22 protein-coding genes are annotated in these 26,031 nt (G+C 62.7%); 12 read left to right on the forward strand and 10 right to left on the reverse strand.

What is annotated here, in order from left to right:
- The 5 genes from GWG54_RS04965 to GWG54_RS04985 all read left to right on the forward strand — a co-directional run bounded on the left by GWG54_RS04965 (position 1) and on the right by GWG54_RS04985 (position 5,728).
- Entirely contained in the window at positions 1-2,928 is a 2,928-nt protein-coding gene (locus GWG54_RS04965) for a DNA-directed RNA polymerase subunit A' (RefSeq protein ID WP_167936725.1), read from the forward strand.
- A complete protein-coding gene (gene rpoA2, locus GWG54_RS04970) occupies positions 2,921-4,117 on the forward strand; it encodes a DNA-directed RNA polymerase subunit A'' (RefSeq protein ID WP_167936726.1) in 1,197 nt (398 codons plus the stop codon). Before GWG54_RS04965 ends, rpoA2 begins: the two co-directional genes overlap by 8 nt.
- Before the next feature lie 3 nt (positions 4,118-4,120).
- A complete protein-coding gene (locus GWG54_RS04975; RefSeq protein ID WP_167936727.1) occupies positions 4,121-4,552 on the forward strand; it encodes a NusA-like transcription termination signal-binding factor in 432 nt (143 codons plus the stop codon).
- A gap of 136 nt (positions 4,553-4,688) precedes the next feature.
- The gene (locus GWG54_RS04980; protein WP_005554545.1) at positions 4,689-5,117 is read left to right on the forward strand and encodes a 30S ribosomal protein S12; all 429 of its coding nucleotides are present in this window, start codon (positions 4,689-4,691) and stop codon (positions 5,115-5,117) included.
- 2 nt (positions 5,118-5,119) lie between these two features.
- On the forward strand, positions 5,120-5,728 hold the full coding sequence (locus GWG54_RS04985) for a 30S ribosomal protein S7 (protein WP_008421536.1): 609 nt from the start codon (positions 5,120-5,122) through the stop codon (positions 5,726-5,728).
- 44 nt (positions 5,729-5,772) lie between these two features.
- Here the strand turns inward: GWG54_RS04985 and GWG54_RS04990 are convergent, their stop codons facing one another.
- The 4 genes from GWG54_RS04990 to GWG54_RS05005 all read right to left on the reverse strand — a co-directional run bounded on the left by GWG54_RS04990 (position 5,773) and on the right by GWG54_RS05005 (position 11,797).
- Complete coding sequence (locus GWG54_RS04990; RefSeq protein ID WP_167936728.1) at positions 5,773-7,824, reverse strand: hypothetical protein; 2,052 nt, start codon at positions 7,822-7,824, stop codon at positions 5,773-5,775.
- A 290-nt stretch (positions 7,825-8,114) separates the two neighbouring features.
- On the reverse strand, positions 8,115-10,187 hold the full coding sequence (locus GWG54_RS04995; RefSeq protein WP_167936729.1) for a hypothetical protein: 2,073 nt from the start codon (positions 10,185-10,187) through the stop codon (positions 8,115-8,117).
- An 81-nt stretch (positions 10,188-10,268) separates the two neighbouring features.
- Positions 10,269-10,970: a hypothetical protein gene (locus GWG54_RS05000; RefSeq protein ID WP_167936730.1), complete on the reverse strand. Its 702-nt coding sequence runs from the start codon at positions 10,968-10,970 to the stop codon at positions 10,269-10,271.
- Positions 10,971-11,038: 68 nt separating this feature from the next.
- A complete protein-coding gene (locus GWG54_RS05005) occupies positions 11,039-11,797 on the reverse strand; it encodes a DUF5781 family protein (protein ID WP_167936731.1) in 759 nt (252 codons plus the stop codon).
- A gap of 204 nt (positions 11,798-12,001) precedes the next feature.
- Here GWG54_RS05005 and GWG54_RS05010 point away from each other — a divergent pair, with 204 nt between their 5' ends.
- The gene (locus tag GWG54_RS05010) at positions 12,002-14,188 is read left to right on the forward strand and encodes an elongation factor EF-2 (protein ID WP_167936732.1); all 2,187 of its coding nucleotides are present in this window, start codon (positions 12,002-12,004) and stop codon (positions 14,186-14,188) included.
- A 250-nt stretch (positions 14,189-14,438) separates the two neighbouring features.
- Here GWG54_RS05010 and serS read toward each other — a convergent pair whose 3' ends face one another.
- The gene (gene serS, locus GWG54_RS05015) at positions 14,439-15,818 is read right to left on the reverse strand and encodes a serine--tRNA ligase (protein ID WP_167936733.1); all 1,380 of its coding nucleotides are present in this window, start codon (positions 15,816-15,818) and stop codon (positions 14,439-14,441) included.
- Positions 15,819-15,928: 110 nt separating this feature from the next.
- On the opposite strand from serS, the gene GWG54_RS05020 reads away from it, so the two are divergent.
- A complete protein-coding gene (locus GWG54_RS05020) occupies positions 15,929-17,197 on the forward strand; it encodes a potassium channel family protein (protein WP_167936734.1) in 1,269 nt (422 codons plus the stop codon).
- 4 nt (positions 17,198-17,201) lie between these two features.
- Here the strand turns inward: GWG54_RS05020 and GWG54_RS05025 are convergent, their stop codons facing one another.
- The 5 genes from GWG54_RS05025 to GWG54_RS05045 form a co-directional block, all read right to left on the reverse strand.
- On the reverse strand, positions 17,202-17,342 hold the full coding sequence (locus GWG54_RS05025; protein WP_167936735.1) for a hypothetical protein: 141 nt from the start codon (positions 17,340-17,342) through the stop codon (positions 17,202-17,204).
- A 193-nt stretch (positions 17,343-17,535) separates the two neighbouring features.
- The gene (locus GWG54_RS05030) at positions 17,536-18,114 is read right to left on the reverse strand and encodes a magnesium transporter (RefSeq protein WP_167936736.1); all 579 of its coding nucleotides are present in this window, start codon (positions 18,112-18,114) and stop codon (positions 17,536-17,538) included.
- Entirely contained in the window at positions 18,114-18,683 is a 570-nt protein-coding gene (locus GWG54_RS05035; RefSeq protein WP_167936737.1) for a magnesium transporter, read from the reverse strand. The genes GWG54_RS05030 and GWG54_RS05035 overlap by 1 nt, the downstream gene beginning before the upstream one ends.
- A gap of 130 nt (positions 18,684-18,813) precedes the next feature.
- Positions 18,814-19,248, reverse strand: a complete 435-nt coding sequence (crcB, locus tag GWG54_RS05040) for a fluoride efflux transporter CrcB (protein WP_167936738.1) — start codon at positions 19,246-19,248, stop codon at positions 18,814-18,816.
- A complete protein-coding gene (locus GWG54_RS05045) occupies positions 19,245-19,655 on the reverse strand; it encodes a CrcB family protein (RefSeq protein WP_167936739.1) in 411 nt (136 codons plus the stop codon). Before GWG54_RS05045 ends, crcB begins: the two co-directional genes overlap by 4 nt.
- Before the next feature lie 123 nt (positions 19,656-19,778).
- On the opposite strand from GWG54_RS05045, the gene GWG54_RS05050 reads away from it, so the two are divergent.
- The 5 genes from GWG54_RS05050 (at position 19,779) to GWG54_RS05070 (ending at position 25,989) form a co-directional block, all read left to right on the forward strand.
- The gene (locus GWG54_RS05050; protein ID WP_167936740.1) at positions 19,779-20,675 is read left to right on the forward strand and encodes a cation diffusion facilitator family transporter; all 897 of its coding nucleotides are present in this window, start codon (positions 19,779-19,781) and stop codon (positions 20,673-20,675) included.
- A 48-nt stretch (positions 20,676-20,723) separates the two neighbouring features.
- On the forward strand, positions 20,724-21,644 hold the full coding sequence (locus GWG54_RS05055; RefSeq protein WP_167936741.1) for an MBL fold metallo-hydrolase: 921 nt from the start codon (positions 20,724-20,726) through the stop codon (positions 21,642-21,644).
- Between the two features lie 114 nt (positions 21,645-21,758).
- Positions 21,759-23,741: a long-chain fatty acid--CoA ligase gene (locus tag GWG54_RS05060; protein ID WP_167936742.1), complete on the forward strand. Its 1,983-nt coding sequence runs from the start codon at positions 21,759-21,761 to the stop codon at positions 23,739-23,741.
- 165 nt (positions 23,742-23,906) lie between these two features.
- On the forward strand, positions 23,907-25,541 hold the full coding sequence (locus tag GWG54_RS05065; RefSeq protein WP_167936743.1) for a hypothetical protein: 1,635 nt from the start codon (positions 23,907-23,909) through the stop codon (positions 25,539-25,541).
- Between the two features lie 178 nt (positions 25,542-25,719).
- Complete coding sequence (locus GWG54_RS05070; protein ID WP_167936744.1) at positions 25,720-25,989, forward strand: hypothetical protein; 270 nt, start codon at positions 25,720-25,722, stop codon at positions 25,987-25,989.
- Positions 25,990-26,031 lie beyond the last annotated feature (42 nt).

Consider the following 26,031-nt stretch of genomic DNA (forward strand, 5'->3'; position numbering starts at 1 on the left):
ATGCAAAACAGCACACCAAAGGACATCGGATCGATCAACTTCGGGCTCATGGAGCCCGAGGAGTACCGGGAGATGAGCGCGACGAAGATCATCACGGCCGACACCTACGACGACGACGGCTTCCCCATCGACATGGGGCTGATGGACCCCCGTCTCGGGGTTATCGACCCCGGCCTCGAGTGTAAGACCTGCGGGAAGCACTCGGGATCGTGTAACGGTCACTTCGGGCACATCGAACTGGCCGCGCCCGTTATCCACGTCGGGTTCACGAAGCTCATCCGGCGGCTCCTTCGGGGGACCTGCCGGGAGTGTTCGCGACTCCTGTTGACCGAGGACGAGCGCGGTGAGTTCTACGACCAGATCGATGACTCCCGGAAACTCGGTCGCGACCTGAACGACGTCACGAAGGCGGCGATTCGACAGGCCCGCAAGAAGGATCGCTGCCCCCATTGCGGCGAGATCCAGTACGACATCGACCACGAGAAGCCCACGACCTACTACGAGGTCCAGCAGGTGCTGGCAAGCGAGTACTCCCAGCGTATCGCCGGCGCGATGCAGGGCGACGAGGAAGCCGGCATCGAGCGAACGACGCCCGACGAACTCGCCGAGAAGACCGAGATCGACATCGGACGGGTCAACGAAATCCTCTCGGGCTCGTTCCGACCGCGCGAGAGCCAGCGCAAGGCCATCGAGAAGGCCCTGGACATCGACCTCACCGAGGAGGACACGAACAAGCTGATGCCGAGCGATATCCGGGACTGGTTCGAGGCCATCCCGGACGAGGACATGGAAGTGCTCGGTATCAATCCCGAGCGGTCACGTCCCGAGTGGATGATCCTGACCGTCCTCCCGGTTCCGCCCGTAACCGCGCGGCCGTCGATTACCCTCGACAACGGACAGCGAAGCGAGGACGACCTCACGCACAAGCTGGTCGACATCATTCGCATCAACCAGCGGTTCATGGAGAACCGTGAGGCTGGCGCGCCACAGCTGATCATCGAGGACCTCTGGGAGCTGCTGCAGTACCACGTCACCACCTTCATGGACAACGAGATCTCGGGGACGCCGCCGGCTCGCCACCGCTCCGGCCGTCCGCTCAAGACCCTCTCCCAGCGGCTCAAGGGCAAGGAGGGACGATTCCGTGGCTCGCTGTCCGGGAAGCGCGTCAACTTCTCGGCTCGAACCGTCATCTCGCCGGACCCGACGCTCAGCCTGAACGAGGTCGGCGTTCCCGACCGCGTCGCCAGCGAGATGACCCAGACGATGAACGTCACCGAGCGCAACGTCGAAGAGGCCCGTCGGTACGTCTCGAACGGCCCCGAGGCCCACCCCGGCGCGAACTACGTGCGCCGCCCCGACGGTCGTCGGCTGAAGGTGACCGAGAAGAACTGCGAACAGCTCGCCGAGAAGGTTGACGCCGGCTGGGAGGTCAACCGCCACCTCGTCGACGGCGACATCGTCATCTTCAACCGCCAGCCGTCGCTGCACCGGATGTCGATCATGGCCCACGAGGTCGTGGTCATGCCGTACAAGACGTTCCGGCTGAACACCGTCGTCTGTCCGCCGTACAACGCCGACTTCGACGGCGACGAGATGAACATGCACGCGCTGCAAAACGAGGAGGCCCGCGCCGAGGCCCGCGTCCTCATGCGCGTCCAGGAACAGATCCTCTCGCCCCGGTTCGGCGAGAACATCATCGGAGCCATCCAGGACCACATCTCGGGGATGTACCTGCTGACCCATGACAATCCCCGATTCAACGAGACCCAGGCGCTCGACCTGCTTCGGGCGACCCGAATCGACGAGCTACCGGAACCCAGCGGCGTCGACGACGAGGGCGAGCCGTTCTGGACCGGTTACGACGTCTTCTCGGAGCTGCTTCCCGACGATCTGAACCTCGAGTTCACCGGCACCGTCGGCGACGACGTCGTGATCGAGAACGGCCAGCTACTCGAGGGGACGGTCGCCGAGGACGAGGTCGGCGAGTTCGGCGGCGAGATCGTCGACACGATCACGAAAGTCTACGGCAACACCCGCGCACGGATCTTCGTCAACGAGGTCTCGACGCTCGCGATGCGGGCGATCATGCACTTCGGGTTCTCGATCGGGATCGACGACGAGACGATCCCGGAGGAAGCTCAGGCCCGGATCGACGAGACGATCGAAGACGCCGACGACCGCGTCGAGGAGCTCATCGAGGCCTACGAGCGCGGCGAACTCGAGAGCCTGCCGGGTCGAACGATCGATGAGACCCTCGAGATGAAGATCATGCAGACGCTCTCGCGTGCGCGTGACAACGCCGGGAACATCGCCGACGAACACTTCGCCGACGACAATCCGGCAGTCATCATGGCCGAATCCGGCGCCCGCGGTTCGATGCTCAACCTGACCCAGATGGCCGGCGCGGTCGGCCAGCAGGCGGTTCGTGGCGAGCGCATCAACCGCGGCTACGAGGACCGCACCCTCAGCCACTACAAACCCAACGACCTCTCCGCGGAGGCCCACGGGTTCGTCGAGAACTCCTACACTAGCGGCCTGACCCCGCGGGAGTTCTTCTTCCACGCGATGGGTGGCCGCGAGGGGCTAGTCGACACCGCGGTCCGTACCTCGAAGTCCGGATACCTGCAGCGTCGGCTGATCAACGCGCTGTCGGAACTGGAGACTCAGTACGACGGTACCGTCCGCGATACGTCCGATACGATCGTCCAGTTCGAGTTCGGCGAGGACGGCACCTCCCCGGTCAAGGTCTCCTCGGGCGACGACAACGAGATCGACGTCGAGCAGATCGCCGACCAAGTGCTCGACTCCGAGTTCGCATCCGAGGAGGAGCGAGCGGAGTTCCTCGGTACCAAAGCGGAGCCGACGAACCTCTCGGAGTACGCCGACGATCGCCTCGTCGAGGGAACGGAGGTGACCTCCGATGACTGAGGTCGCCTACGACGTCGACGACGATACGATCGCCGTCGTCGAGGACACCGACCTTCCCCGTCGGCTCAAGGACAAGGTCTACGCGACCCTCGAGGAGCGCGGCGATGCCACCGTCGAGGACGCAGACGAGCTCGCGAAGGCCGTCGAGGCTCGTTACCTCGATACGCGGGTCGACCCGCTCGATCCCGTCGGCACCGTCTCGGCGCAGTCGATCGGCGAACCCGGAACGCAGCTGACGATGAACACGTTCCACTACGCGGGGGTCGCCGAGATCGACGTGACCCAGGGGCTGCCGCGGCTGATCGAGCTGGTCGACGCCCGCAAGACCCCGGACACGCCGATGATGACGATCTATCTCGAGGACGAGTACGCCACCGAGCGCGAGAAGGCTCACGAGGTCGTCTGGAAGATCGAGGCGACGAAGATCCTCGCGCTGGGCGACGTCTCGACGAACGTCGCCGACATGCGCGTCCAGATCTCGCTCAACGAGGACACCCTCCAGGAGCGGATGATCACGCCCGAAGAAGTCGCCGAGATCATCCAGGACAACCTCGGCGTGAAAGCCATCCAACAGGGAACCCAGATCGAGTTCGGTCCCGAGGAACCCTCGTATCGGGACCTGCTCCAGCTGGTCGAGGAACTGCGCGAGATCACGTTCAAGGGGATCGAGGACATCTCCAGGGTCGTCATCCGTCGTGAGGAGCTCGACGACGGCTCCGAGGAGTTCGTCCTCTACACCGAGGGGTCGGCCTTTGGCGACGCCCTCGAGATCGAGGGCGTCGACGCCTCCCGATCGACGTGTAACAACATCCACGAGATCCACCGCAATCTCGGCATCGAGGCCGCCCGCGAGGCGATTATCGAGGAGACGAACAACACGCTCGCCGAGCAGGGGCTCGACGACGTGAACGTCCGCCACCTGATGTTGGTCGCCGACATGATGACTAACCGCGGCGAGATCGAGTCGATCGGCCGCCACGGGATCTCGGGGTCGAAGGACTCGGTACTGGCTCGCGCGGCGTTCGAGGTGACGGTCAACCACCTGCTCAACGCCGCGATCCACGGCGAGGTCGACGAGCTCGACGGCGTCACGGAGAACGTCATCGTCGGAAAGCCGATCAAGCTCGGCACCGGCGACGTCGACCTTCGGATGGGGTCGACGACCTCCGGCTCCGGCCGAGCAGACTGATCGATGGCGATAACCCTCGACGACGACGCACGCCGGTATCTCGCGCTGTTCGAGGAGGTCACGGATGTCGCCGGACAGGACTGCCTCGTCGACGAGCACGACGGGGAAGAGCGGCTGGTCCTCGTCGTCGCGAGCGGTCGGATGGGTGACGCGATCGGTCCCGGGGGTCGGACCGTCCGACGGTTCGAAGATCGCATCGAGGCCCCGGTTCGCCTCGTCGAAGACGCCAACGATCCCGAGACGTTCGTTGCAAACGCGCTCGCTCCGGCTGCGGTCTACAACGTTACGATCAGCGAGAACGACGATACGGTCGCCTACGTCGAAGTCGCCAACGAGGACCGCGGCGTCGCGATCGGTTCAGACGGACGAACGATCGACACCGCCCGACGGCTCGCCGCCAGGCACTTCGACATCGACGACGTCCAGCTGATCTGACTCCCGCCTCGCGAGAGCGTCGCTCGAGCGACGAAACGTCCTCAGATTCCTTCGTTACCCCCAATCGAGCGCTCTCGTGGCGTAATCGCGTCTCCAAACAGGGACGCTTAAGTGTCTCCGACCGATAGCGACGAGCATGGCAAACGGCAAGTATGCCGCGCGCAAGCTCAAGAAGGACCGCCAGAACCAGCGGTGGTCCGACTCGGACTACGCGCGCCGCGCCCGCGGACTTCGCGAGAAGTCCGACCCCCTCGAAGGGGCTCCCCAGGCTCGTGGTATCGTACTCGAGAAGGTCGGCATCGAAGCGAAACAGCCCAACTCGGCGATCCGAAAGTGCGTTCGCGTACAGCTGATCAAGAACGGCAAACAGGTTACCGCCTTCTGTCCCGGTGACGGTGCGATCAGCTTCATCGACGAACACGACGAAGTCACCATCGCCGGTATCGGCGGGGCGAAGGGTCGTGCGATGGGCGACCTCTCGGGTGTCAACTACAAGGTCGAGAAGGTCAACGGCGTCTCGCTCATCGAACTGGTTCGCGGGAACGCGGAGAAACCGGTGCGATAACGATGGCTGCAGAAGATCAACCCGACCCCGACGCACCCGCCGGAAACGCCGACGTTTCCGCGAAGCTGTTCGGTACGTGGGAAACCGACGAGATCGAGTACGGCGACCCCTCGACCGAACGTTACATCACGGTGACACCGGTCGCACACACCGCGGGTCGACACGCGAGCAAGCAGTTCAAGAAGTCCCAGATCTCGATCGTCGAGCGGTTCATCAACCGCTTGATGCAGACCGAGGACAACACGGGGAAGAAACAGAAGACGCTCAACCACGTCCGCGAGGCCTTCGAGCTCGTCCACGAGCGAACCGAGGAGAACCCGGTACAGGTACTCGTAACGGCCGTCGAGAACTCCGCGCCGCGTGAGGAGACGGTCCGGCTGAAGTACGGCGGAATCTCGGTCCCGAAGGCGGTCGACGTCGCGCCCCAGCGCCGCGTTGATCAGGCTCTGATGGTCCTCGCCGAGGGCGTCTACAATGACTCGTTCAAGACCCCGACGCCGCTCGCGGAAGCGATCGCAAATCAGCTCGTCGGCGCAGCAAACTACGACGTACAGACGTACGCGATCAGCCAGAAAGAGGAAAAAGAACGCGTCGCGGCTGCCGCTCGCTAATTCGGTCCGTTTTTATTTTGTAGAGCAGCGAGCAATCTCCACAGCTATGGCAGTATTCCTATCTCTTTGAACGTAACATCGTCTCCCTTCCTAACCTCGTCATCGAGGAGGATGGCAGCTTCGCTCATTTCTGTAATTTTTGGAAAGTCCGATTTCTCCACCGGAATTGGCCCGATTTCCTTCGGTATCAGATGATATGCATCCGTCGAATTGAGATGGGGCTGATACGTACTTCCGATCCGTACTTCATCTTTCGTGTACACCTTCAGTCGAAATTTATGTTGATCCCCTTCTTGAGTAATCGAGAAACGCACCGGCAAACCTGCTCTACACTGAGAGATCGCCGTACTGCCCTTGCCGAGTAATCGATAGCTTTCGCCAACCGCACTTTTTTCTCGTATAATATTTGTTGCTGCATAGAGGGGAAATCCCTGATTCAGTAGCTGTGCGATCGCACTTCCCGTTTGTACGGCGTCAACATTATCGATATCTTCAAACGTCGCAATTCCCCCGATGCTTCCCCCTTGAAGCAGGGCGAGTCCTTGATCGTATGAGCGGCATGAATTAAGTAAAAACGCGTCCGTACCGACGGTTTCGAGCGACCAGGCATCCAGATATCCGTTAACGCATCTAAATCCTTCTTCCTCTGTATGCCCAATATAGTGTACGAAATCACTAGTTCGTTCGAAGACGGTTGCTAACTCGGATACCGTAAGATCATACCGAGTTGTGACTTCAAACGGGATGTCCTCGCGGTTACCGTACGTTCCGTAGAGAGCTACGAACTCTTCGCTCATTCTCGGATCGTTACAAATCACTTCGATATCGATTGGACCCGTTCGAACCGTTCTATTGATATCGTTGTAAAACGCTGTGAGCGGAGTTCTAGCTGCGATACTCGACAAACTATCATCGTTCCAGCGCTGTTCGATACTTTCGTTCAGAGATGACTGACTTTCCGAATATGAGCCTGCTTTGGTCTTCGAACTGCGTCCGAAATCTCCCGATCGAATTGCTTCGGTTTTAACCACAGCCAGATCGTTCGCGAGAAACGGAAGATACGGAATCTTGTCCTCGGTCGGTGACAGTCTCGACTCTTTCCAGTCGGGGAGATACGACTCGATCACGTTGAACGGAACCTCGAGATACGACCGAAGTCGTTCTATCGGTGACTGGTTGTATACCGTCTTTATGTCGAACTGCAGTGTTGATTCGAGTTCGTGACGCTCCTGGAGGGGATTCGACGAGGGCCCTGCAGCTCTGACCAGACAGTCGAGGAATACGGTTTGCTTCAATAGCCGTTCGACGGTGGATTCGAAACCATCTTCGTCGGATAAGGAAAGTGAACACTCGGACCCGATCACGAGACGGGGTACGGAACCTGGTTTAACTTTCGCCCCCAGGTAATATGCAAGCGGTGTTACGACGAATATCGAACGAAGTTCCGGGGGGATTTCAATACTGATTCCCGTCTCCGGAGGGTCGAACTGGGACGGAATAGTCAATTCCTGATCGAGTTCTATTATTGGCGGGTGACCACGAAGAGTAGGATAGGATCGCTCGGGTTTTGTTGTTTTGAGTGCCGAACTGAACGCCGATACGGTTTGCATCACATCACCGATATCGGTAGTCGTTCTGATCGACCCAGCTGGTTGTGTATGATACGATCGTGCACCGAGGGCTACGCTGGTTGACGCTCCGAAATTGATCCGCGTTCGATCCGCATTAGAATGGATGTCTACGCTACTATTGATACCCGCATACAGTTTCACACTACCAGAAATATCAAGATAATACTCACCCTTAGAAAGACTGGTCGTTCCCTTCGGGTTCGATTCGACAAGCATCAGGCCCGTCTTGTCGTAAGCGTATACTGAGTTTTGCGTTGGAAGCGTGAGGGTTTTTGTCGTTATTTCAGCCTCGCTGTCAACCGGATACGGTATTCCGGTCTCGGTAGTGTCGTTTACCTCCACGGGTTCGTTCGTTGCGAGTCGATATCGTTTGCGCTCGATGGGATCGACGATCGCGATCCCATCTCCTGTGGATTTAATGACTGGATCTCCCGTCGATGAGATACCGGATCGGGGCGATTCCATTACCGTCTCCCAACGAGCCATTGTGTATTATACGTTCTGCGACTCTTCTTATTTATATTAATCTTATCTTTTAGCACTTCAAAATAGGATATATATCTATGAATTCTATGTGTGTTATATTAAAATAAATTCATTACAATCGGGCACGATATGCTATACGTAGCATGACGGACCTAACCCAACACCTAACGAATCACCCTCGAATGATCGGCGTGCTGTTCACGATGCTGCTGGCTATCTCGCAGGCTGGTACCGTGGCGGCAAACCACTCGACCTACACTGGGCCGTAATTACCACAACGAATCGACCGTTACGTCGTCGCTCCAGTACACGTCTTCGTCGACTACTATCGGAAATCGGCCCTGATCTAAGAATTCTTCGAGTTGAGACCGTTCCACCGGTATTTGTCCCGTTGTTCCGGGGACAACATAGTATCCGTCAATCGGGGATAGATGAGGTATGCTCATCGTACCTTTTTCGGCTTGCACTGAATCGTATGTAGTAATATCTATCAAACATTCACTGTTAGTCTTTTTTATGCTACATAGGTTGGGGACTTCGAGGTCAGACTGGGCTATTGTGGTTCTTCCATCACCCACCATATAGTACTGTTGCCCCACTACCGTTTCGTTCTTAACAATATCTAGTGCACCGTACAGTGGAAATCCCTGGTTCAGGAGTTTCGCAACCCCTCTACCGACCTCGATCGCTCCACTGTTGATGACGTTACCAAGAGTTACGATTCCGCCGATGCTTCCGGCTTCGATTAAGTATAGACCCTGCGTATGCGATTGACAAGCGTTTAGAAAGAACGCCTTTATATTTGACTTTTTGACATCCTTTCCATTTAATTTACCATCTGAACATTGGAAACCCTTATCGTCGATATGGCCGATGTAGTGTAAGAAATCGCTTTTCGTCGCCAATATATCCTTGAATTCGGTAGTAGAGATACGGCGATAAACCGTTACATCGAACGGCAACTCATCGTGTTCTCCGTAGGTATCGTTAACGAACTCTGATTCCTCGCTCATTTCGATATCATTACACACGACGTCAATATCGATCGGATCATCGTGTGGTGTTCGGCCGATACTGTTTTGGAAAGCCGACAGTGGTGTCGTACTGGCTATGTCCTGTCCCTTAGAACGGTTCCACAACTGTCGTACCACTGGAGATCTCGATGCGTTGTTCCGAACTGATTCCGGGTCGGTAGTAGGAACTGGGTCGGTGTTTTCGATTGGATTACCCCGGGTGAAATCTGCAATCGTTTGCGCTTCTTTCGAAACAGTAGGTGGTTCTTTTCTTCGCTTCCTTATCTTGACCGCAGCGAGATCACTGGAAATGAACGGTAAAAACTCGGCCATATCTGGCGTCGAATCGAGATGTACTTCGAACTGCCAATCTGGTATCGACGGTTTCAATTCCGAGTAGTGGACGTTTAGATAGTTCTGTACCCGCTCAGCTAGCGGCTGTTCGTACAAGCTTTGTACACTATGATCGAGCAGGGGCTCTACCTCTGTTCGTTTTTCCAGCGGAAGTGGAGTCATCCCCTCGGTTCGTACAACAGTATCGAGAAAGAACAGTTGATTGAGTGTTCGTTTGACGGTCGTCTCGAACCCCTCCGATCCGGTAAGCGAACGGGTATATCCGTGATCAGTTACCAGACGTGGTTGAGTATCCGGTACAACGGTCGCCCCAAGATAGTATGCTAACGGAGCAGCAACGAATATTTTGTCGAGCTCCCGTGGAACCCCGATCCTGATACCAGTCTTCGGAGATGAGAGCTCATCGGGTACCCGTAATTCGTCCCCCAACTCGATAACAGGAGGGTGTCCGCGTAGAGTTGGATACGATCGTTCCGCGGTCGTCGTTTTCAGTACCGACCCGAAGGTCGACACGGCTCGCATTAGGTCGCTCGGTTTCGCTGTAGTCGTAACCGTGTGTGCAGGACGAGTATGATAGGAGCGTGCGCCGAGTATCACCGAGGACGAATCGTTCAATTCGATATGCGTTCGTTCGGCGTCAGAGTATACTCGGACGGAGCTATCCACGCGAGCGTATACCTTCATCGGCACCGAGAGATCGAGCGTATACTCTCCGTCGGCTAAGAAAATTTGCTCGTCTGGCTTCGCTTCGGCGACCATCGATCCGGTCTTATCGCGAACGTAAACGTAGTGCGTCGTCGGAAGCGTAAGCGTGTCCGTCGTGATCCGAACCGCCGCGTCGACCGGATACTGGATCTCATCGCAGTCGACAGGTTCGATCGAAACCGGGTCGTGGGTCGTGAGCCGATATCGGTGCCGCTCGATTCGATCGATGATCTCGAGTCCGTCGTCGGTCGGCTCGAACGTCGGGTTCATCTGGTGGGAGCCGTCACTTTGTCTCGAGTGCCGATGGTCGAACGTCGCGAGTTCTCGGTCGACATATCGGAGTCCCGTCTCTTACAGTTGTGTCGTCGGAATCCAGCCCGAGCACAGCGATTCGTCCTTGAGCGACCAGCGCTCCTGTCGAACGCCGTTGTGTACCCGAAGCTCGACGACGACGTCGAAAAGCGGTGTCAACACCGCGGCCACGTCGTGTTCTCGTCCCACCGGAAATCGGTAGTGGATCATTCCGTCGGCCGTTCGTGTCCGTCCGTTCGTCAGGTGGATGAATCGGAACGTCCGTTCGGTGCCGTACTTCTCGAGCAGCGGGAGCAGCGAATCGACGCCGATTCGAAGCTCCGAGGGTTCGAGTCCGTCGGCGGCGCGTTCGAACGATTCGATCGCACTCGAGAGTTCGACTCCGAGGTCGGCGAGCGTGTCGGTGGACGTCGAGGGAACGTCGGACGACGCCCCCGTCGTCCGGGGGGCGGTCGCGGTGCCGGCGCTTCGGACGTCGACGTCGTGGGTGATGATTCGATGGCTGTTCGGCGGGTTCTCGACAGTGAGGGGCTCGATCGGTGCGCTCCGACCGGTCGTCGAAACCAGTACCCGTCGGCGCGAGCGGTCCGCGGCGTGTCCGAGTAGTCGGCGACAGGTCTCGGCGTTCCGACTCGCTCGAGCGGACCCGACGACGAGGACGCTCGCTCCGCGCCGTTTCAGGCGAGACAGCTCCTCGATAAACGCGTCGTCCGGTCCGCGATTCGCCGTTTCGGAGGACATCGAAGTATGTTCCGTACTGGTGTGGTGTAAAACATTAAACGTTCGGGTAACTGAGGCCGACCGCGAAGCTACGCTTCGGACGAGGAGCCGCTCTCGCCGACGTAGGTTCGGGTCGCGTCAACGAGGGCCTGTCGGTAGCTGCTCGAGTCGGGGTCCCTGGCGAGTTCCCTGAAGCGGCGTTTGAACGCTTCGAACGGAACGCTCGGGGCGTCGACGGTGGCGACGTGGGCGAGATCGTACAGCCGGTGATCGGCCTCGACGAGGTCGTGTCGCTCCGCGAGCGCCAGGGCGAACGCCGCGTTAACGGCCGTGATTTCGGGATCGGCGCTCGCGGAGAGCCTCGTTCGGTCGGCGCTCGGTTGGCGCTCGGGGCGATCGATGACCGCCGCGGCGAGGCCCGACTCAAGGAACGTGAGGAGTTTCTCGCCGGGGCCGACCGAGAGCGTGATGTCGTCGGCGTAGATATCCTTCATGTGGTTTGCGATCTGGTAGCAGTGCGATAGTTTGCGACGCTCCACGCTCCTGCCGGCCAGCGCGAGAAACAGGACCTCTTCGGTCGACTGCGTGTGGGAGGGGTGTTCCTGCTCGTATCTGGCCATGTGTGCGAACTCGTGGAGGGCGAGCTCGCGGGCCATCGCGCTCGAGGCGGCCTGTCGAGAGATGTTCAGGACGTGTCGGTCGTCGTAGTGGCCGGCCCAGGTGCGAACGTCGGGGTCGTCGCGCAGTTCGACGTCTACCGGCAGCGAGAGGTCGTACTCGGTTTCGAACAGGTCGCGGGCCCCGAGAAAAGGGGCGGTCGGGCCCGAGCCGTTCACGCGGATGTCCATGTGTAGCCGTATCACGGGCCGTGACTGTATGGCTCTTACGCCCGCCGAGAATCCCGTCCGTCGTCCTCGATCGGACGGGATATTACTGTGTGCCATTCACTCACGCAAAATAGCCTTTCATCGCTCCAGAACGGGATACGCGCCGAATCCCTCCCGCCGACGAAACACTACCCTTTTGACCCCGCTACCGGTATTGGGGGGTATATGGGCCGACGCAAGAAGATCGTCCAAGAGTGTGAACGGCTGATGGACGAACCGGAGAACATCCGGAACATCGCCATCGCCGCTCACGTCGACCACGGAAAAACGACCCTCTCCGACAACCTTCTCGCCGGTGCCGGCATGATCTCCGACGAGACCGCCGGCGAGCAGCTCGCGATGGACACCGAGGAGGACGAGCAGGAACGGGGAATCACCATCGACGCGGCGAACGTTTCGATGACCCACGAGTACGAGGGGACGAACCACCTCATCAACCTCATCGACACGCCAGGCCACGTCGACTTCGGTGGCGACGTCACCCGAGCGATGCGGGCCGTCGACGGTGCGCTGGTCGTCGTCGACGCCGTCGAGGGCGCGATGCCCCAGACCGAAACCGTCCTGCGACAGGCGCTGCGCGAGGGCGTCAAGCCGACCCTGTTCATCAACAAGGTCGACCGACTCATCTCCGAGCTCCAGGAGGGGCCCGAGGAGATGCAGCGTCGACTCGTCTCGGTCATCAACGACGTCAACGAGCTCATCCGCGGCATGACCGAGGACATGGACGACATCGAGGACTGGACGGTCTCCGTCGAGGACGGCACCGTCGGCTTCGGCTCCGCGCTGTACAAGTGGGGCGTCTCGATGCCGTCGATGCAGCGTACCGGGATGGACTTCGGCGACATCATGGAACTCGAGCGCTCGGACAAGCGCCAGGAGCTCCACGAGCGCACCCCGCTGTCGGACGTCGTGCTCGACATGGTCTGTGAACACTTCCCGAACCCGGTCGACGCCCAGCCCCGCCGTATCCCGCGCATCTGGCGCGGCGATGACGACACCGAACTCGCCGAGGGGATGCGACTGGTCGACGAGGACGGCGAGGTCGTCTTCATGGTCACCGACATCGGGATGGACCCCCACGCGGGTGAGATCGCTTCCGGTCGTGTCTTCTCGGGATCCCTCGAGAAGGGCCAGGAGCTGTACGTCTCCGGGACCGCCGGCAAGAACCGCATCCAGTCGGTCGGGATCTACATGGGTGGCGAGCGCGAGGAAGTCGAGCGCGTCCCCGCCGGGAACATCGCCGCGGTCACCGGCCTCAAGGACGCCATCGCCGGCTCGACCGTCTCGAGCGTCGAGATGACGCCGTTCGAGTCGATCGAGCACATCTCCGAGCCGGTCATCACGAAGGCCGTCGAGGCCCAGAACATGGACGACCTGCCGAAGCTCATCGAGACGCTGCGACAGGTCTCGAAGGAGGACCCGACGATCCAGATCGAGATCAACGAGGACACCGGCGAGCACCTGATCTCCGGGCAGGGTGAGCTTCACCTCGAGGTCATCACCCAGCGCATCGAGAAGAACCAGGGGATCCCGGTCCACACCGGTGAACCGATCGTCGTCTACCGCGAGCAGCCACAGCAGGAGAGCAGCGAGGTCGAGGGGATCTCGCCGAACCGCCACAACCGCTTCTACATTTCCGTCGAGCCGATGAGCACCGAGCTCGTCGAGACGATCAAGCTGGGCGAGGCCTCGATGGACATGCCCGAGCAGGAGCGCCGCGAGGCGCTGCAGGACGCCGGCATGGACAAGGACGACTCCCAGAACGTCGAGCACATCCACGGCTCGAACATCCTGCTGGACCAGACGAAGGGTATCCAGCACCTGAACGAGACGATGGAGCTGTTCATCGAGGGGCTCGAGGAGGCCCTCGACAACGGCCCGCTCGCCAACGAGCCGGTCCAGGGAGCGCTCATCCGCCTGCACGACGCTCGGCTCCACGAGGACACCATCCACCGCGGTCCGGCGCAGGTCATCCCCGCGACCCGTGAGGCCGTCCACAACGCGCTGATCGACGCGCGGATCAAGATGCTCGAGCCGATGCAGGACGTCCGCATCGACGTCCCCAACGACCACATGGGCGCCGCCTCCGGCGAGATCCAGGGTCGGCGAGGCCGCGTCGACGACATGTACCAGGAGGGTGACCTCATGGTCGTCGAGGGTATCGCACCCGTCGACGAGATGATCGGGTTCGCTTCCGACATCCGCTCTGCGACCGAGGGTCGAGCGTCGTGGAACACCGAGAACGCCGGTTTCGAGGTCATGTCCGACTCGCTCCAGCGCGAGAAGATCATGGAGATCCGCGAGCGAAAGGGCATGAAGCTCGAGCTGCCCGAGATCATCCAGTACATCTAGACCCCGATCTTCGCTCTCTCGATTCTTTTTCTTCTTTCGCGTCCCCATTCGTAGCGACGCGTTCGTTCGTGTCCCGCTGAAAGTTCGCTACGTTCGGCAAGGTCCCGCTGATCGGACGACGGCGTTCGACGTGACTCACCGGCGCTCGAGTACGAAATCGGCGCTAGAACCAACCCGGAAGACGGGACCGCAGCGTCGAGCCGTTCGATGCGGTGGCGGGTCTCTGCCGACGACTACCGATCGCCGCGTCTCACTCCCGCTCGCCCGCACCTAACGCGGCCTCGCCGACCTTCTCGTGGCCCTCGATGACCTCCTGGCCGCCCATGTACGGCTGCAGCGCCTCGGGGATCGTCACGGTGCCGTCCTCGTTCTGGTGGTACTCGAGGATCGCCACCATCACGCGGGGCAGGGCGAGCCCCGAGGCGTTGAGCGTGTGGAGGTACTCGGCCGACTCGTGGCGCTCGGGCCGGTAGCGAAGCCCGGCGCGTCGAGCCTGGAAGTCCTCGAAGTTCGAGGCGCTCGAGACCTCGAGCCAGCGGCCACCCTCCTCGGGGCCGTCGTCCATGTCGTCGCCGGGCGCCCAGACCTCGATGTCGTACGTTTTCGCCGAGGCGAAGGTCAGGTCGCCGGTACAGAGCTCGAGGATCCGGTAGGGAAGCTCGAGTTGGCGCAGGACCTCCTCGGCTTCCTCGAGCAGTTCCTCGAGGCGGTCGTAGCTGTCCTCGGGCTCGACGAAGTTGACGAGTTCGACCTTGTTGAACTGGTGGACCCGGACGATCCCGCGGGTCTCGGTACCGTGCTCGCCGGCCTCTCGCCGGAAGTTGGGTGTGTAGGCCTGGTGTTTGAGCGGAAGGTCGTCCTTGAGCAGGATCTCGTCAGCGTACATGTTGGTCACCGGGACCTCGGCGGTGGGACAGAGCCAGAGGTCGTCGTCCTCGTAGGCCTCCTCGTTGCTCCCGCCCAGTCGGTAGGCGTCGTCGGCGAACTTCGGCAGCTGGCCGGTGCCCCGCATCGACTGACTCTTGACCGGAACCGGCGGGAACAGATCGACGTACCCCTGCTCGCGGTGGACGTCCATCATGAACTGGATCAGCGCGTGCTCGAGGCGGGCGCCGTCGCCCTTCAGAAAGTAAAAGCCCGACCCCGTGGTCTTGGCGGCGCGTTGCTCGTCGATGATGTCCAGTTCCTCGCCGAGTTCGTAGTGGGGGGTGATCGCGTCGGCGTCGACGCGCAGGTCGTCGAACCCCCAGCGTCGGTCCTCGACGTTGTGTCGCTCGTCGAGGCCGAGCGGGACGCTCTCGTCGGGAATCTGGGGGACCTCGAGCATCCGTTCCCGGAGTTCGCGGCCGAGATCGGCCGCCTCATCCTCGACGTCCTCGATCTCGGATTTGAGCTCCTTGGACTGCTCGATGGCCTCGTCCTTCTCGTCCTGTTTCCCCTCGGCGACCAGCTTCCCGATCCGCTCGGTTACCTGGTTGCGCTCGTGGCGCAACTCGTCGCCGCGGGCTTTCAGCTCCCGCCAGCGCTCGTCGATCTCGATCAACTCGTCGAGGTCGACGTCGGCACCGCGGTTCTCGAGCGCGTCGCGGACGGCGTCGGGGTCCTCGCGCAGGAGGGTCCGATCGATCATTGGCCGTGGGTTCTCCGCGCCGGTCCAAAACCGTGTCGGAAGGCGGCCTCGCGCGAGCCGGGGCTCCGTAGCGGGAAACGTTTTTTTGACGGGGGTCGGAGGACTAGGACATGGATCCGTTCGGGGACGAGCCGTCGCCGGTGTCGATCGAGTACGAGCCCGTCAGCGTCAAGGACGTGCTCGTGGAGATGAAAGATACCGCGGAGCTGCTGATCGATCTCTCCTACTCGGCCGTCCTCCACCGCAACGAGGATCTCGCCCGGGAGGTGCTTCGCCTCGAGCGGCGGATGGATGTCCTCGAGATGCGCGCCCGAATGGGGCTGTTGATGGCCTCGCGAAACCCCGGCGACGCCGAACAGCTCGCGCCGGTACTGGGGATCGTCGCGGCGACGGGAACGATCAGCGACGCCGCCGGCGACATCGCGAAGATCGTCCTCGAGGAGATGGGACTGCCCGAGGCGATGCGCGCGGCGCTGCCCGAGGCCGCGGGCGTCCTGGTCCGCGGCGTCGTCGACGCGGACTCCCCGTACGCCGATCGAACCCTGCAGGATATCGACCTCGAGTCCGAGACCGGCGTTCGCGTGATCGCGCTCCGGCGCGGCGGGCGTCGGCTGTCGTCCGACGAACCCTCCGGCTCCGGCGGGGCCGGGGACGAGGACTGGCTGCTCAACCCCGGGCCGACGACGACAATCGCTCCTGACGACGTCGCCTTCCTCCGCGGTCCGGACGCGGCGATCGAGGGAGTGTACGAGACGCTGACGGGGTCGCCCTACGAGGGTCCCGCGGTCGAGACGCCGGACGTCGACGACCTCGAGCGGGCCGTGGACACGATCGTTCACATGAAAAACCTCTCGGAGCTGGCGATCGATCTGGCCTACAGTAGCGTCCTGTTCGACAGCGAGGGGCTCGCCGAGGAGGTCCGAAACCTCGAGGTCGAGGTCGACGCGATGCAGTCCCGGTTCGAGGCTTGGACGCTCCGGGCGGCCGGGGACGCCCCCGACCCGGTCGCGCTGCGGGGGCTCATCCGGCTGGGGACGAGCACGGAGGTCATCAGCGACGCCGCGCTCGACCTCAGCGAGGGGGTGTTCAGGGAGATCGAGGTCCACCCCGTCGTCGAGATGGCCGTCGGGGAGAGCGACGAGATCATTGCCCGCATCGAGGTCGAGTCGGGAAGTGCCCTCGACGGAACGACGATCGCCGCGGGCGTCCCCGAGACCGAGCCGACGATGTCCGTGATCGCCATTCGGCGCCCCGACGAGGGGTGGCTGCTCGTCGGCGACGCCGACGCGGAGATCCGTGAGGGGGACGTCCTCATCTCGAAGGGGACGCGGACGGCCGCGGAGGCGTTCGAGGAGCTCGCGGTGGCGACGGTCCGGTAGGACGTCAGCCGGCGTACGCGAGCAGCGTCGCGACGAGCTCGAGGTAGAGCACTGCGGCGAGGGCGACGACGACGACCGCGAGGGCGAACGGGACGGTCGTCCGCCGCCGTTCTCGGGTCGGAAGGAGTCCCGCGAGCCAGCTCATCGCGTCGTCTCCCCCGGGCGCGTCGCGTCTCGGAGGACGGGACGTCGGTCTCGCTCGTCGCGGATCGATTCGGCTCTCATGTACGTACTGCCCACGCGCCGACACTTGAAGCTCAGTCAGACGCTCGACGGACGAACGGCACACGCGGGCTCTCCTCTCGGTCCGTCCGCTCTCTGCGCGGAGCTCGGTTCCCTCAGAACCCGAGAACGAGCGCGGAAACGCCGATGAAGATGACCATCCCGAAGACGTCGACGACGTTCGTGACGACCGGAATCGTCGTGTCGTCGGGATCGACGCCCAGTCGGTAGGACGCGTAGGTCGTCGCGAAGCTGAACACGACCGCGATGACGGCGACGGACAGACCGCTGACCAGCGCGATCGTCAGCAGCGTCGTCAGCGGGAGCGCCGAGCCGACGAGGCCGCCGAGCAGGTAGGCGCCGAACGCCAGCGCCGTGAAGATCGTCGCCGCGAGCGCGAGGATCGCGCCGACGTTCGCCCACAGCTCCCGGTCTCGCGGGTCGAAGTCGGTCGTCCCGAGGTGGAGCCGCGTCGAGAGCCGCGAGGAGAGAATCGCGCCGAGGTTCCCGCCCATGTCGACCATCGTGGGAACCATCAGCGCGAGGATGCCGTACTGCTCGAGCATCTCCTGGGCGTCCTCGAGGGTGATCCCGGCCCAGAGGACGATCACACAGAGGACGACCAGCAGCGGGAACATGTTGCCGACGATGCTGCGAAGCTCCCAGGAGCCGAGCGAGCCCCGGGGAGAGTCCATCAGGCGAGCACCTCCACGAGGCCGATCGCGAACAGCATGAACAGCATCCCGAAGATGTCGCCGAGGGTCGTCACGATCGGGCCGACGAGGTTGTCGGGATCGTAGCCGGACTCGAACCCGGCGAAGATCAGCGCCAGCAGTCCGAAGATGAGCACGACGGAGGTGAGGACGCCGGCGATCAGCATGATCGCGACCAGCTCGTAGAGCGCGGCGACCTCCCAGCCCAGGATCAGCAACGCGAGCCAGGTGAGAATCCCGATCACGACCGAGATGCCGATCCCGTTGATAAAGGAGGCGGCCACCGCGTTCACGAGCCGTTCGTCGCGCTCGAACGTCGGCTCGATCAGCCCCTGGTGGAGCCCGCTCGAGATCCGCCCGCCGAGCGCCCCATAGACGTTGCCCCGGGTAGCGAGAAAGACCGGGATCATTACGAGCAGTCCCGGGAATCGCTCGACGCTCTCGACCATCCCCTCGAGCACGATCCCGGCGAACAGCCCGCCGCCGAGGGCGACCAGCAGGATCGGCAGCGCCTCGCGGTAGATCGACCAGAACTCCTCCCGTGCGCTCATACCGGTACGTTTCTCAGTTTCTTGTTAAACTTACCGGAGCGGACGGTACGCCGTCGCTCGGGTCTCGAGATGCGCTTTCGGCGGAGAGCGCGGAAACGAAACGGCGCCCGGACGGTCCCGTCCGGCACCGTCATAGCGCCGCGCTCGCGACCACCCACGCGAGTCCGATCGCCGCGAGCGAGAGCACGAGGTTGCCGACGGCGTTCGCGACCGCGAGCCCGCGATCGCCGCGCTCGTAGAGCTGTACCGTCTCGACCGAGAACGACGAGAACGTCGTGAACGAGCCGCAGACGCCGATTCCGACCAGCTGAATCACTGACTCGCCCGCACCCGCGAACGTCACCGCCCCGAGGACGAAGCTGCCGACGACGTTGACGACGAGCGTCGGCCACGGGTAGCGCTCGTCGGAGAGCCGTTCGTAGACGGCGTACCGGAGCATCGCTCCGATCGCGCCGCCGACGCCGACGAGGTGGGCGGGCTCGAACTCGAGGGCGCCGTCCTCGAGGACGGGCTCGAGGGCGTGGACGACCTCGAGAAGCGCCGTCGGATCCGAAGGATCGATCACGCCGTCTCACCGCCGGTCGGTGCGGGTCGCCAGTCGCGCACCTTGCGGGCGAGTTCTCGGCCCGCAAGCACGCCGGTAAAGCCGAGTCCGTAGTTGGCGACGACGATACCGACGAGCAGCCACGGCCGGGCGGCGAGGGCCGTCTGAACCGCGAACGTGCTGTAGGTCGTCAGCGAGGAGAGAAAGCCGGTCGTAAACACCAGCCTCGCTTTCCGGTCGACGACGCCGACGTACTGGGCCTCGTAGACGACGAAACCGAGCAGGAAGCTCCCGACGACGTTGACGAGCAGGACGGCGAGTACGTCCGAGAACAGACCGGCCGTAAAGAACCGGAGGTTCGCGCCGGCGAAACCGCCGATCGCGATCAGCGCGAGCGTCTCGAGTCGGACGAGCGGGTGGTCGGTCATGGCTGATGGGCCTCACCGCCCGGATCGACGGATCGTTCTCGCACAACCTACATGACGGTTGCGGAAACCGGGCTCGTGACCGAGAAGGAAAAGACCCAAGTTTAGACTGTCTCTAAACGGCGTATGGTCGACGACGGACGCGGCGGGTTCGCGAGAGCGTCGTGGGCGAACGTCCTCGGCAACGTCGTGAAGATCGTCGTCGAGGGCGCCGCGGGGCTGGCCTTCGGTAGCGTCGCGCTCGTAGCCGACGCGGCCCACTCGGTCGCGGACCTCGTCGCGAGCCTCGTCGTACTCGTCTGGGGACGGAGCACGTTCGACGAACCGGACGATACCCACCCCCACGGCCACGAACGGATCGAACCGCTGACGGCGCTGTTCGTCGGCGCGGTCATCGCCGTCCTCGGACTGAACCTGCTGTACGAGTCCGTCCGGGGCATCCTCTACGGCGTCGACGTCTCGTTCAGTCTCCTGCTTCTCGGCGCGCTCGGGTTCGCGATCGTCGATATGTACCTCGTCTACCGCTACACCGAGGCCGTCAACGAGGGACTCGAGTCGACCGCGCTCGAGGCACTTGCCGCGGACTGCCTGAACGACATCTACACCTCGCTGGCCGCGGTCGTCGGCGTCTTCGGCGTCCTGCTCGGCCAGCCGCTGCTCGATCCCATCGCCGGCGGGCTCGTCAGCCTGCTGGTCATCTACCAGGGCGTCGATATCGGCCGCGAGAACGTCGGCTACCTCGTCGGCGCCTCGCCGGGACCGACGAAGCGAGCGGCGATCACCGAGATCCTCCGGGACCACCCCGCCGTCGAGGGAATCCACGACCTCACCGTCTTCTACGACGGGCCCGTCCTCGAGGTCGAGGTCCACGTCGAGGTCGACGGCGACATGCCGTTCCGGCGGGCGCACGACATCGAGTCGGAACTGGTGGCGAGCCTCCGCGGACTCGAGGACGTCGGCGACGCCCACGTCCACCTCGATCCGTCGGGAATCGGCGAGTGGAAGGATCAGCGCGACCGGTAGCCTGGCCGGGACGCCAGCTTTTATTTTATCTGCCCACGGCCTACCGGTATGGAAATCGGTGACGTCCGTCAGATCACGGCCGGCGACTGTTCGGACCTCTACTACGTCGATACGGGAATGTACGAGACCAGCGGGTACGGCGCGGTCTACGTTATCGACGACGATCGACCCGCGATCGTCGACACCGGGATCGGGACGAACTACGAGCGGACCCTCGCGGCCCTCGAGGAGATCGGCATCGCCCCCGAAGCGCTCGAGGTCATCGTGGTGACGCACATCCACCTCGACCACGCCGGCGGCGCGGGCTACCTCGCGGAGGCCTGCCCCAACGCGGAGGTGTACGTCCACCCGATCGGCACCGATCACCTCGCGGACCCCTCGCGACTGGTCGCGGGCACGAAAGCCGCCGTCGGCGACCAGTGGCAGTACTACGTCGAGCCGAAACCGGTTCCCGAGGACCGCATCGTCGAGATCGAGGACGGCGACGCCGTCGACCTTGGAACCCACGAACTCCGGGTTCACGAGACCCCCGGCCACGCTCCCCACCAGGTCGTCTTCGAGGATCCCGAGAACGACGCGGTCTTTACCGCCGACGCCGCGGGGATCTGGGTGCCCGAGCGCGAGGAGATCGTCGAGACCTCGCCGCCGTCGAACTTCCACCTCGAGCGCTGCCTCGAGGACGTCGCGACCCTCCAAGAGATCGACCCCGACGTGCTCTGTTACGCTCACTTCGGCCCGCGCTACGTCGGCGACGACGCCGAGGCGGCCCTCGAGGAGTACGCGACCGTCCTCGAGGAGTGGGTCGGCGACGTCGAGGAGAAACGCGAGGAACTCGAAGACGACGACGCCGTCGTCGATCACTTCGCCTCCAGGTCGGATCTGGGCGACACCTGGGGCAAGCACAAGGCCGGCGCCGAGGCCGGCATGAACGTCCGCGGCGTCCTCGGCTACCTGGATCACCGGGACTGACTGCCGGAGCCGACCGTTTTCGCCGTCGTCGAGCCGCTGACGAGGAATAAACGGGGTGACAGATGCGTTCAGTTTCATCACATTTTATCGATCGGGAGGTACTGGTAGACGGGTATGCACTGGCGGGACGCCGAACGGGAGTACGAGGACGAGGTCATCGGCGAAACGACGCTCGGTCGGCTGTTCGACGACGCCGTCGAGCGCCACCCCAACCGGCCAGCCCAGCGGTACAAGGGCGGGATCTACGACCGCTCGCTGACCGACGCCGTCCTCGAGCCCGCCGACCCCGGCTCGTTCCGGCCGATCTCCTACACCGAGATGCGAGCCGTCGTCCGCAACCTCGCGGCGGGCTTTCGCGAGCTCGGCATCGAGTCGGGCGATCGGGTCGGCATCTTCGCCGAGACGCGCATGGAGTGGGCCCAGACCGACTTCGCGCTGCTCTCGGCGGGTGCAGTCGTCACGACCGTCTACACCGGTTCCTCACCCGAGCAGGTCCGGTACCTGCTCGAGGATCCCGACGCCGACGCGGTCGTCGTCGAGAACGAGGCGTTGCTCGAGCGCGTTCTCGAGGTCGAGGACGACCTCGACCTCGACGTGATCGTCTCGATGGACCGTCTCGAGGGGTACGACGGCCACGACGACGTCCTGACGCTGGCCGACGTCTACGACCGCGGCGAGGACGCATTCGACCTCGAGACCTACGAGGAGTGGCTCGATGCCCCGGAGATGGACGATCTCGCGAGTCTCATCTACACGAGCGGGACGACGGGCCAGCCCAAGGGCGTCGAGCTCACCCACCGGAACTTCCGGTCGAACGTCAACCAGATCCGCAAGCGGTACGGACCGCGCCCCGACAAGGACGACGAACTCCCGGTGATCGACGAGACCGTCCAGTCGGTCTCGTACCTGCCGCTGGCGCACGTCTTCGAACGCACTGCAGGCCACTTTCTGCTGTTTGCAAGCGGCGCCTGCGTCGCCTACGCGGAGAGCACCGACACGCTCAAGGAGGACTTCGGGACCGTCCAGCCGGATACGGCGACCAGCGTTCCCCGCGTCTACGAGAAGATCTACGACACGATCCGCGAGCAGGCCAGCGAGTCGGGGACGAAACAGCGGATCTTCGAGTGGGCGACCGACGTCGGCGTCGAGTACCAGGAGACCGACGATCCCGGCCCACTCCTCAGCGCGAAGCAGTCGCTGGCCGACAGGCTGGTCTTCTCGAGCGTCCGCGAGGCGCTCGGCGGCGAGATCGAACTCCTGATCAGCGGCGGCGGGAGCCTCTCGAAGGAACTCTGCACGCTGTACCACGCGATGGGGCTGCCGATCTACGAGGGGTACGGGCTCACCGAGACGGCCCCCGTCGTCTCGGTCAACCCGCCCGAGGTGCCCCGGATCGGGACGATCGGACCGTCGTTGCCCGGCGTCGACGTCCGGGTCGACGAGTCGGTGACCGGCGAGGAGACGTTCGACGACCCCGGCGAGGTCGGCGAACTCCTGGTCAGCGGGCCGAACGTCGCGGAGGGCTACTGGAACAAGCCGGGGGCCACGGCGGAGTCGTTCTTCGAAGCGGACGGCAGCCGCTGGTTCCGAACGGGCGACATCGTCCACCTCCGGCCCGACGACTACATCGAGTTCCGCGATCGGGTCAAGCAGATCCTCGTCCTCTCGACGGGGAAAAACGTCGCGCCGGGGCCGATCGAGGACGCGTTCGCGGCCAGCGAGGTCGTCGAACAGTGTCTGGTCGTCGGCGACGGCGAGAAGTTCGTCGGCGCCCTGCTGGTTCCGAACACGGATCACATCCGCGAGTGGGCCGACGAACGGGGGATCGACCTCCCCGAGGACCCCCAGGCGGTGTGCGACGACGACCGCGTCCGGGAGTACGTCGGCGAGACGGTCGCCGAGGTCAACGAGGACTTCGAGAGCCACGAGACGATCAAGCGGTTTGAACTCGTGCCGCGGGAGTTCACCGAGGAGAACGACATGCTGACGCCGACGATGAAGAAGAAACGCCGCGTCATCCTCGAGCGGTTCGAGGATCGGATCGATCGGATCTACGCCGAGGACCGCGACGATCGTCTCGATCCGGTCTCTCACTGACGGTTGCCAGTGCCTGCAGAAGAAATAGTTCGCGCCCGATAGTATCAGCGAACCAAGTGCTTCCTCGGCGATCCGACGGGCTAAACACGGAGGAGCGCCGAAGGGTACAACTGAATTAGATGTATCGTCAGCGAACCGACGGTGAGCGGTCAGGAGGAGTGTTACATGGATCTCAATCGGCGTGAGTTCGGCACGGCTGCGGGGGTATCGATCTCGGCTATTCTCGCGGGGTGTGGCGCCCTCGGGGACGAATCCGACGGCGAGAACGGGAACGATTCGGACGACGAGCAGGCCAAAGGGGGCGATGGTCCGCCGGAGTGGAACGAGTCCGAGGGGAACGAGTCGACGGACGACAACGGGTCCGAGGAGGAACAAGACCAGTACGAGGACCAGTCGATCCCCGGCGAGGTCCTCATCTCCGAATCGCTCGAGAATTCGCTCGTCGCCCGCCGTCACACCTACACCTGGGCGTCCGATCCGCCGGGCGAGGAGTGCAACGTCCACGTCATGCTCGAGAACACGACCGACGGGGAGTTTACCATCGACATGGAAGCCCGGATCTTCGACGGCGAGGGCTCCGAGCTCGCGACCGCCCTCTACAGGGAGGAGGACAGCCCCGAGCCGGGTGAACGCGCCGTCTACTCCTTCCCGCTCAACAACTGCGAGGACACCGCGGCATACGAACTCGTCATCACGGATCCGGGCGAGGAGTCCTACGGGTCCGAGGACGACTCGAGCGACGATAGCGGAAGTGACGACTCTGGAAACGGCGACGACTCTGGAAACGGCGACGACTCTGGAAACGACAACGACAGCGGAAACGGTGACGACGGCGGAAACGGCGACGACAGCGACGACGGTGACGACGGCGGAAACGGCGACGACAGCGACGACGGTAACAACAATACCGGAGACGAGGACTCTGGAAACGAAAGCAACAGCGACGACGGGAACGGTGACGACCCGGATGACAGCGGAAACGGCGACGATAGCGGAGGTGACGACGGCGGAAACGGCGACGATAGCGGAGGTGACGACGGCGGAAACGGCGACGATAGCGGAAGTGACGACGGCGGAAACGGCGACGACGGCGGAAACGACGACGGCAACAACGATACCGGAGACGGGGACTCCGGAAACGAGAGCAACAGTGACGACGGGAACGTCGACGGCAGCGGAAACGGCAACGATACTGGAAACGGTGACGACGGCGGAAACGGCGACGACTCTGGAAGCGGCGATGATAGCGGGAACGGTGATAACGACGGCAGTAACAGCGACGACGGGAACGGCGGTAACGAGAGTGGTGACGGGAACGGCGATGATACGAACGGTAGCAGCGGGGACAGTACCGACACCGATAGCGAAACCGACGGGGGAAACGGAGACGACAGCAGCGAAAACGGTGGTAGTAACGACGACGAAAGCGGAGGCGATACGGGAAACGGTAACGACTCCGAAGGCGGAGAGGGCGACGGATCCGTCGACGCGGAAGACGGAAGCGGTGCCGACGAGGACGGGGACGGAAACGACGAGAGCGGAGATAGCACCGACGGAAACGGTGACGGCGGCGGTAACGACGGAAACGAGAGTCCTGAATCCAACTCGCGTGACAGGACGGATAGTGGAACTGAGACGAACGTCGAGAACGGGACGGACGGTGAGAACGAGACCGTGACCGATCCCGAGAACGAATCCGAACCGAACGCCTCCGACGACGGCGAAAACGAGAGCGGACCGAGCGCGACCAACGGCTCGAGCAACGCGAGCGGCGAGTTCGGAATCGGTCTGTTCGGCTGACTACGGTCGAACAGCACTCCGAGACGGGGACTGTAGTTATTTCTGATGGGTTCTGTGAGGACAGTGTACGCGGTACTTCCGGGGGAGAGAGCGCGACTGTCGGATGACGTCCCGGTAGCCAATATAATTACAATCAATAGTACACAAGAATTATATCGACAGCACGCCTGGAACGGATATGGTTCCACACGGACGATCGCTCGCCCTCACCGCGGAGACCCTCCGCCTCGGAACGACGATCAGATATCACTACCGAACCGGCAGCGCGCTCGCGACCGTCGTCGAACGCACCTCCGAACGGGTAACCTTCGTCGGCGAGGACTGCGACGGCACGTTCACGCACGACCAGATCGATCGCCTGTTCGCGACGGATCGCCTGCAGGTCGTCCTCGACGACGAACTTCACCTCCCCGCCGACGCCTCCCTGGACGGCTATCGTCGGAACTGAACCATCCACACACCGATCGCAGTGCAGCCCGGCGATGGGTGG

Source organism: Natronococcus sp. JC468, assembly GCF_012163165.1.
Classification (GTDB): Archaea; Halobacteriota; Halobacteria; order Halobacteriales; family Natrialbaceae; genus Natronococcus; species Natronococcus jeotgali.